Below are 6,634 nucleotides of genomic sequence, written 5' to 3' on the forward strand. Positions count from 1 at the left end.
AATACTTACTAAATAAGTTGTAAAATCTTAGTATTTTTGTATAAAAATCGGACTTTTGGGATTTTTACGAAAGCAACAAACTTTGCGAAAACAGCCTATTAGAAACAGCCAATTCTTATATACGTAAGTGGATTTACAGGGTAGTATAAAGAAAATGCCTACTACCGATAACAGGCTAGCAGGCATTTTTCAGCACTAAAGAAATTTATCTATCTTCGTTTAAACGGCGTAATTCTTGCTTAATTTCTGTCTTTCCTTTTGTTTTTTCATCAATCTCTTTAATTACACGAGCAGGAACTCCTGCTACAACCGTGTTCGGTGGTACATCTTCTGTAACAATTGCTCCAGCAGCTACAACTGCTCCTTTACCAACTGTTACTCCCTCTAAAATAACTGCGTTCGCTCCAACAACTACATCATCTTCTACAACTACTGGTTTAGCTGAAGGTGGCTCAATAACACCAGCTAACACAGAACCTGCACCAATGTGGCAGTTTTTACCTACAGTAGCTCTTCCACCTAATACTACGTTCATATCGATCATTGTACCTTCACCGATGACAGAACCAATATTAATTGAAGCACCCATCATGATTACTGCATTGTCACCAATTTCAACTTGATCACGGATAACTGCACCTGGCTCAATTCGAGCTTTAATATGCTTCATATCTAATAACGGAATGGCCGAGTTACGACGATCATTTTCAACGACATAGTCTTCAATCTTTTCTTCATTTGCTTTCAAAGCTGCTTCAATATCAGCCCACTCACCAAACAATGTTCCAGTAGGACCAGAAATAAACGTTTTTGTGTTCTCACCAAAGTTAATCCCTTCAAGATCCCCTTTTACGTAAACCTTTACAGGTGTGGATTTCACACTGTTTGAAATAAATGAGATAATTTCGTTTGCATCCATCATTTTCATTATTAGTCCTCCTATACTTATGTACATTTACTCTTTTTAAATATGTATTAATATATACAAATTATACTTTACTCTAACAAAAAGTTGTCGAAGTGACAAGAGATATGCAAGCAATTCATTATTTTTCAGAGAATACTAGAAAAAAAACGTTACGCCTGAGGTGACGTAACGTTTAGATAAAGAAATTAGAATTGTGCTGCTTCAGTAGAACCCTTTAGAGCTGTCGTTGAGGAGGTACCACCTGAAACTGCCTGAGAAACTTCATCAAAGTAGCCAGTCCCGACCTCGCGTTGATGGCGTGTTGCTGTGTAACCCTTTGGTTCACTAGCAAATTCAGCTTGTTGCAACTCAGAATATGCCCCCATTCCTCGTGTTTTATAAGCGTGAGCTAACTCAAACATACTATGGTTAAGTGCATGAAAACCTGCTAAAGTTACAAATTGAAATTTGTAGCCCATTTTCCCTAATTCAACCTGATAATGTTCAATTGTCTCTTCGTCCAAGTTCGCCTTCCAATTAAATGATGGTGAACAGTTGTAAGCCAACATTTTTCCAGGAAACTCCGCATGAATTGCATCAGCAAATGCCTTTGCCTCTTCAAGACTAGGTTTTGAAGTTTCACACCAAACTAAGTCTGCATATGGGGCATAAGCTAAACCTCGCGAAATCGCTTGTTCAATACCTGCCATTGTGCGGAAAAATCCTTCTGGTGTTCTTTCTCCTGTAATAAATTGACGATCATAAGGATCAACATCGCTTGTTATTAAATCGGCAGCATCAGCATCAGTTCTCGCAATAATTAATGTCGGAACTCCCGAAACATCTGCGGCAAGTCTAGCAGCTGTCAAATTACGGATCGCTGTCTGTGTTGGAATTAAAACCTTACCTCCAAGATGACCACACTTTTTCTCCGATGCAAGTTGGTCTTCAAAGTGAACTCCAGCAGCACCTGCTTCAATCATCCCTTTCATCAGTTCAAATACATTCAATTGTCCACCAAAACCTGCTTCGGCATCTGCGACGATCGGAAGTAAATAATCAATATCTCCATTTCCCTCCATATGCTGTATTTGGTCAGCTCGTTGTAATGCTTGATTAATTCTTTTAACAACCATCGGCACGCTATTGGCTGGATACAAGCTTTGATCCGGGTACATCTGGCCTGCAAGATTCGCGTCAGCAGCTACCTGCCATCCACTTAAGTAAACAGCCTGTAAACCAGCTTTTGCTTGCTGAATTGCTTGGTTTCCAGTTAATGCTCCTAGTGCTGCTACAAAATCCATTGATTGTAATTGTTTCCATAGACGCTCCGCACCACGACGAGCTAAAGTATGTTCAATTTGCACAGATCCTCTTAACTTTATGACATCTGCAGCTGTGTAGTTCCTCTTAATTCCTACCCATCTTTCATCTGTGTCCCAACTCGTCTCCAGTTTTCTAAGTTCCTCTTGATAATTAACCATGTTTACTCATCTCCTGTTTATTTGTAGTATAAACTGTTTTATTACAGTTATTTTTTATATACACTATACTATAACAGGGTTTACATATTTGCAACTACTTTAAAGGAAAAAATTTGTAAAATTTAAAATAACATAATTTTATTGATTACTAAAAGAAAGCAGTGTGCTTTTCCCTGCTTGGCCCCGCCAAGCAAATGCTCTTCCAACCCAAACTAGTTCGTGTATGAATGTCAAAGCAAATTCTTTGAGAAACAACATATAAAAAAAGCCAGTTTCAAAAAGAAACTGACTTTTTCTTGCACCTATTAAACGCCTGCATTTTAATTATGTGATTGGCATCTTTTCTAATTTACAATTCAAATTACCTTTTTATAAAATAGCCATATTGCTTACGAAAAGAGACTTTCTTATAAACTGGTGAAACGACTTCCTCTCGTTAGGATTGTGGCTTACGATTGATATATCCGTCCGCAGCGAGAGCAGCTATTGCACCATCTGCTGCCGATATAACTGGTTGTTTTATTTGTGAATGTCTTGAGTCACCACCGGCAAAAACTCCAGGCACATTTGTACGTAAATGTTCGTCAACTATAATGTAACCTTCCTCATCACGCTGAACTGAATTCTTAAGAAAATCGGTTTCTGGTTTCATTCGACCAACATTTAAAATCAGACCATCAATATCCCATTCTAATTCTTCATGATTTTCGTTCAAAACGACAATTTTTTCTAATAAATTGGTACCTTTTATTTCCTTAATTGAATGCTCTAGTAAGATGACTACATTTCTTTTTTCTTCTAGAATAGCTAAACCAGCTTCAACATGAAGTGTTCTAGGTACTAGGAGCCGTACTTCTTTACAGAACTTCGATAGAGTAGCTGTTTCTTCAATAACTTTATCGGTATCTCCAATAATGACCACAAGCTTATCATGATAAAATGCTGGGTCATATGTTGAGCAATAACTAACACCACGTCCCAAAAACGCTTCTTCACCTTTAATCATATTAGTCGGAGTTTTAGCACCAACGGCAATAAAGACCGATTTCGCCTTTACGATTCCCTCTGTTACTGTAATCTCTTTTGTTTCCTTTGTAAAATCAACCGTAAGAATGTTTGATTGAGCGAATATCGCACCAAAAGATTTCGCTTGAACTTGCATTCTAGTTAATAATTCTAACCCGGTAACACTTTCTCTTAAGCCAGGATAATTCGCAATCTTATCTGTTACCGACAAGGTTCCTACATTTTGAACCTTATCAATGACCAGAGTGGATAGTTTAGCTCTAGCAGCATAAATTGCTGCAGAAGCTCCTGCTATTCCTCCACCGACGATCACAAGATCATAAACCTTATTTAGGATATCTGAACTCATTTTTACAAAAACTTCATCTACACTATTTCCGCCTGTGTTCGAATCTTCTAGTTTTTCTTCATCTTCCTCAAACCCAAAGGCTTTTTTGAATTTTTTCTCTTGAAAACCTAAAATAAGCTTACCATTTACATATGTAGCAGGAGTTCCAAAACCTTCTTTGCTCTCAGCTCATTAAAATACTCTTTATGTAATGATACGTTACGAACTTCGTATTCTATCCCCCAATCGTTTAGTTGAGTTCTTACCTTTTCACAATATGGACAGCCTTGACTAATATAAACAACTACTTCAAAAGAAGACATCGATTATCCCTCCACTTTTCCCTTGCCTATATAAAAAACCCTTAATTATACTCAAATAAATTAATAATTATTGTAATCTAGTTTAACATAAACCCATACAATTCTATTCTATTACCTACAAATAAAACCTTCAATGTAAACTTGTATTTTTTATTAAAATCCATTTTCATAGTTAAAATAGTATAATTATCCTCCCCAACCATAGATGGTTGAGTTAGTCACTTGTAAAAAAAAAATCATTGATTGATTATTATTATCAGTTAATTCTTAAGGCTCTTTTCGTAAACATTGTAGCTTTTAGGTCGTCTTTTGAGAATAAATAAGCTTTTTGGGACAAATTTATTTGTCCCAATGGCTAATTTATACCCAAAAGCTTCAGGCAAAGCGTGAAGAACCAAGCATTCGCTTGGTTACGACCTAAAAGCAAAAGCTAATAGCAACAATCTTTTAGAAAAGAGCCATTCTTAAGTATGTAAGGTCTTTTCTGTTGTATGTGTTTTAGTTAGAAAAGAATCCAGAGAACATAATCTTCAAGTTAGTTTACATGATTATTTATCGTAAACAATGTTACTTTTTAGGTCGTCTAGAACGTCTCCTTAAAAAAGTAAGCCGTTGAATGAATGATCACAACGGCTAATTTTTCTTTTACGTAAAGGACTGAAGAGCAGAGTTTTTCGCTATCAACCGCAACAATCTTTAGAAAAGATTTAAATATACGAATGATTGGCTAGTAATTGTAAGAACCTTTCATCTAATTAAAACTTGCTTCTTTTTCAATATAAATACTTCGACTTGGAAAGGCCACAGAAACAGATTCTTCTTCAAGAATTTCCATTATCTTAAAATTTACATCTTCTTTCACAGCTAAGAACTCACCCCATAGTGTGGTTTTCGTAAAGAAATAAATAAAGACATCTAAACTACTTTCACTAAAAAGATCAAAACGAACAAAAATTGTTTCCTGATCAATATCTGGATGATTTCTGAGCATGTCTTCTATTTTTTTCGAGCAGACTTCTAGCTTTTCTTTTGATGTTGTGTAAGTGACACCTAAATGAAAAGAAATCCTCCGTTTACCCATTTTAGTCCAATTGGTAATTGGTTCATTTGAGAGTGTTGAATTTGGAACCGTAACAACTGCTTGAGCAAATGTACGAACCTTTGTACTTCTAAATGTAATATCCTCGACAGTGCCTTCTACACTTGGCGTTTTAATCCAGTCTCCAATCGAAAAAGGTTTTTCAGTAATAATAATGACACCACCAAAAAGGTTTGCAATCGCATCTTTTGCTGCTAGAGCAAATGCCAGACCGCCTAGACCTAATCCGGCTATAAACCCATTCACATCATAGCCCCACTCACCTGCAATGATGCTAATTATTAAGGCAACAATTATAACTCTAACAAGCTTTGATAGAAATGGTAACAAAATTTCATCTACTTCTAAATCTAACTTAGCTCCAACTTTTTGAAAAATCACTGATGTAGTGGCAGATAAATTAAACAAACCATATCCAATTAGGAAAATAATGAACGTGCGATATATTTGTATAATGACCTCGTTTGACTTTTCTTCAAATGGCAGGTACATAAAAGCAAGATAAAAACCTATTCCAACAAAAAATAATCGTAATGGACTTTCAAAAGCAACAAAAATATTCGTTAAGATATCAGTTGGCGTTTTTTTTGCCATACGTAGTAAAAGTTTATATATGTACTTCGTGAAGATTTCCGAAACACATGAAAAATAATTAAAATTCCAAATGCAATCCCGATATCCTCCCACTGCCACTCAGTAAACCAACTATATCGAGAAATTAATTCATCTAACATTGCTTACCTCCTACTTACTTACAAACGAGCTAACGGCGTAAAATAGTATTCGCCTTGCTCTATTATTTACCATTTCAATAGACCATAATAAATCGTAACAGTAACACAGTTTTCCAAACAGTATTTTATTTAAATCATATACTGAGGAGTGCTTAATGCGCAACAAATAAAGTATTGTATCAAAGCATTTTTTCCGTAGCACCACCTCCTACTTTTCTTATAATATTCATACTTTTATAACACTTCATATTTATTTTCATCCTAAATAATGATTAAATATAGTTATGGGAGTAGTTTAGAAATCATATTATTTACTATCGAGAGGGGTGATGTCCGTGTATGTGATAACTGCAAAAAATGTATCCAAAAAATATATAACAGGATCGAAAAAAAATGTATTATTTAATGACTTATCATTGCATGTGCATGAAGGTGAGGTTGTCTATATAAGTGGGGAGTACGGAAGCGGTAGAACAACCTTATTAAAATGATTGCTGCCATGACACCACCTAATCATGGAACAATTGAGGTGTTTGGTGAAAATCTGTTATTAATTGAAAGAAGAACTGACTGGCGTCTAAAGCATATTGGCTTTTTAACAAGTGAAGATTGCTTAATTCCATATTTAAATGTGAAGCAACATTTGTTAATGGGCCAAGACGAAGAAGACCCTGATTACGATTTTTTTAATGATGACGCACAGTATATTTTATCTATGCTCGGAATAGATGAC

Annotated in this window: 7 protein-coding genes and 1 pseudogene; 2 read left to right on the forward strand and 6 right to left on the reverse strand. The window is 35.5% G+C overall.

Features of this window, described 5'->3' with window-relative positions; all coding sequences use genetic code 11:
- Nucleotides 1-205 precede the first annotated feature (205 nt).
- The 6 genes from dapD to H1D32_RS25055 all read right to left on the reverse strand — a co-directional run bounded on the left by dapD (nucleotide 206) and on the right by H1D32_RS25055 (nucleotide 5,901).
- A complete protein-coding gene (gene dapD / locus H1D32_RS16535; RefSeq protein ID WP_261179380.1) occupies nucleotides 206-928 on the reverse strand; it encodes a 2,3,4,5-tetrahydropyridine-2,6-dicarboxylate N-acetyltransferase in 723 nt (240 codons plus the stop codon).
- Nucleotides 929-1,113: 185 nt separating this feature from the next.
- Entirely contained in the window at nucleotides 1,114-2,391 is a 1,278-nt protein-coding gene (gene aceA / locus H1D32_RS16540) for an isocitrate lyase (protein WP_261179381.1), read from the reverse strand.
- 436 nt (nucleotides 2,392-2,827) lie between these two features.
- Nucleotides 2,828-3,766: an NAD(P)/FAD-dependent oxidoreductase gene (locus tag H1D32_RS16545; protein ID WP_261179382.1), complete on the reverse strand. Its 939-nt coding sequence runs from the start codon at nucleotides 3,764-3,766 to the stop codon at nucleotides 2,828-2,830.
- Nucleotides 3,767-3,891: 125 nt separating this feature from the next.
- A complete protein-coding gene (locus H1D32_RS16550; RefSeq protein ID WP_261179383.1) occupies nucleotides 3,892-4,068 on the reverse strand; it encodes a glutaredoxin family protein in 177 nt (58 codons plus the stop codon).
- 751 nt (nucleotides 4,069-4,819) lie between these two features.
- Nucleotides 4,820-5,761, reverse strand: coding sequence for a mechanosensitive ion channel family protein (locus H1D32_RS16555; protein ID WP_314733432.1), 942 nt, complete (start codon nucleotides 5,759-5,761; stop codon nucleotides 4,820-4,822).
- Nucleotides 5,731-5,901 (reverse strand): hypothetical protein, encoded by a 171-nt coding sequence (locus H1D32_RS25055; RefSeq protein WP_314733433.1) that lies wholly within the window; start codon nucleotides 5,899-5,901, stop codon nucleotides 5,731-5,733. The genes H1D32_RS16555 and H1D32_RS25055 overlap by 31 nt, the downstream gene beginning before the upstream one ends.
- A gap of 335 nt (nucleotides 5,902-6,236) precedes the next feature.
- On the opposite strand from H1D32_RS25055, the gene H1D32_RS16560 reads away from it, so the two are divergent.
- Nucleotides 6,237-6,392, forward strand: coding sequence for a P-loop NTPase family protein (locus H1D32_RS16560; protein WP_261179384.1), 156 nt, complete (start codon nucleotides 6,237-6,239; stop codon nucleotides 6,390-6,392).
- A pseudogene (locus H1D32_RS16565) lies at nucleotides 6,389-6,634 on the forward strand (ABC transporter); the annotation flags it as partial. The gene H1D32_RS16560 and the pseudogene H1D32_RS16565, both read left to right, overlap by 4 nt.

Source organism: Anaerobacillus sp. CMMVII, assembly GCF_025377685.1.
GTDB lineage: Bacteria > Bacillota > Bacilli > Bacillales > Anaerobacillaceae > Anaerobacillus.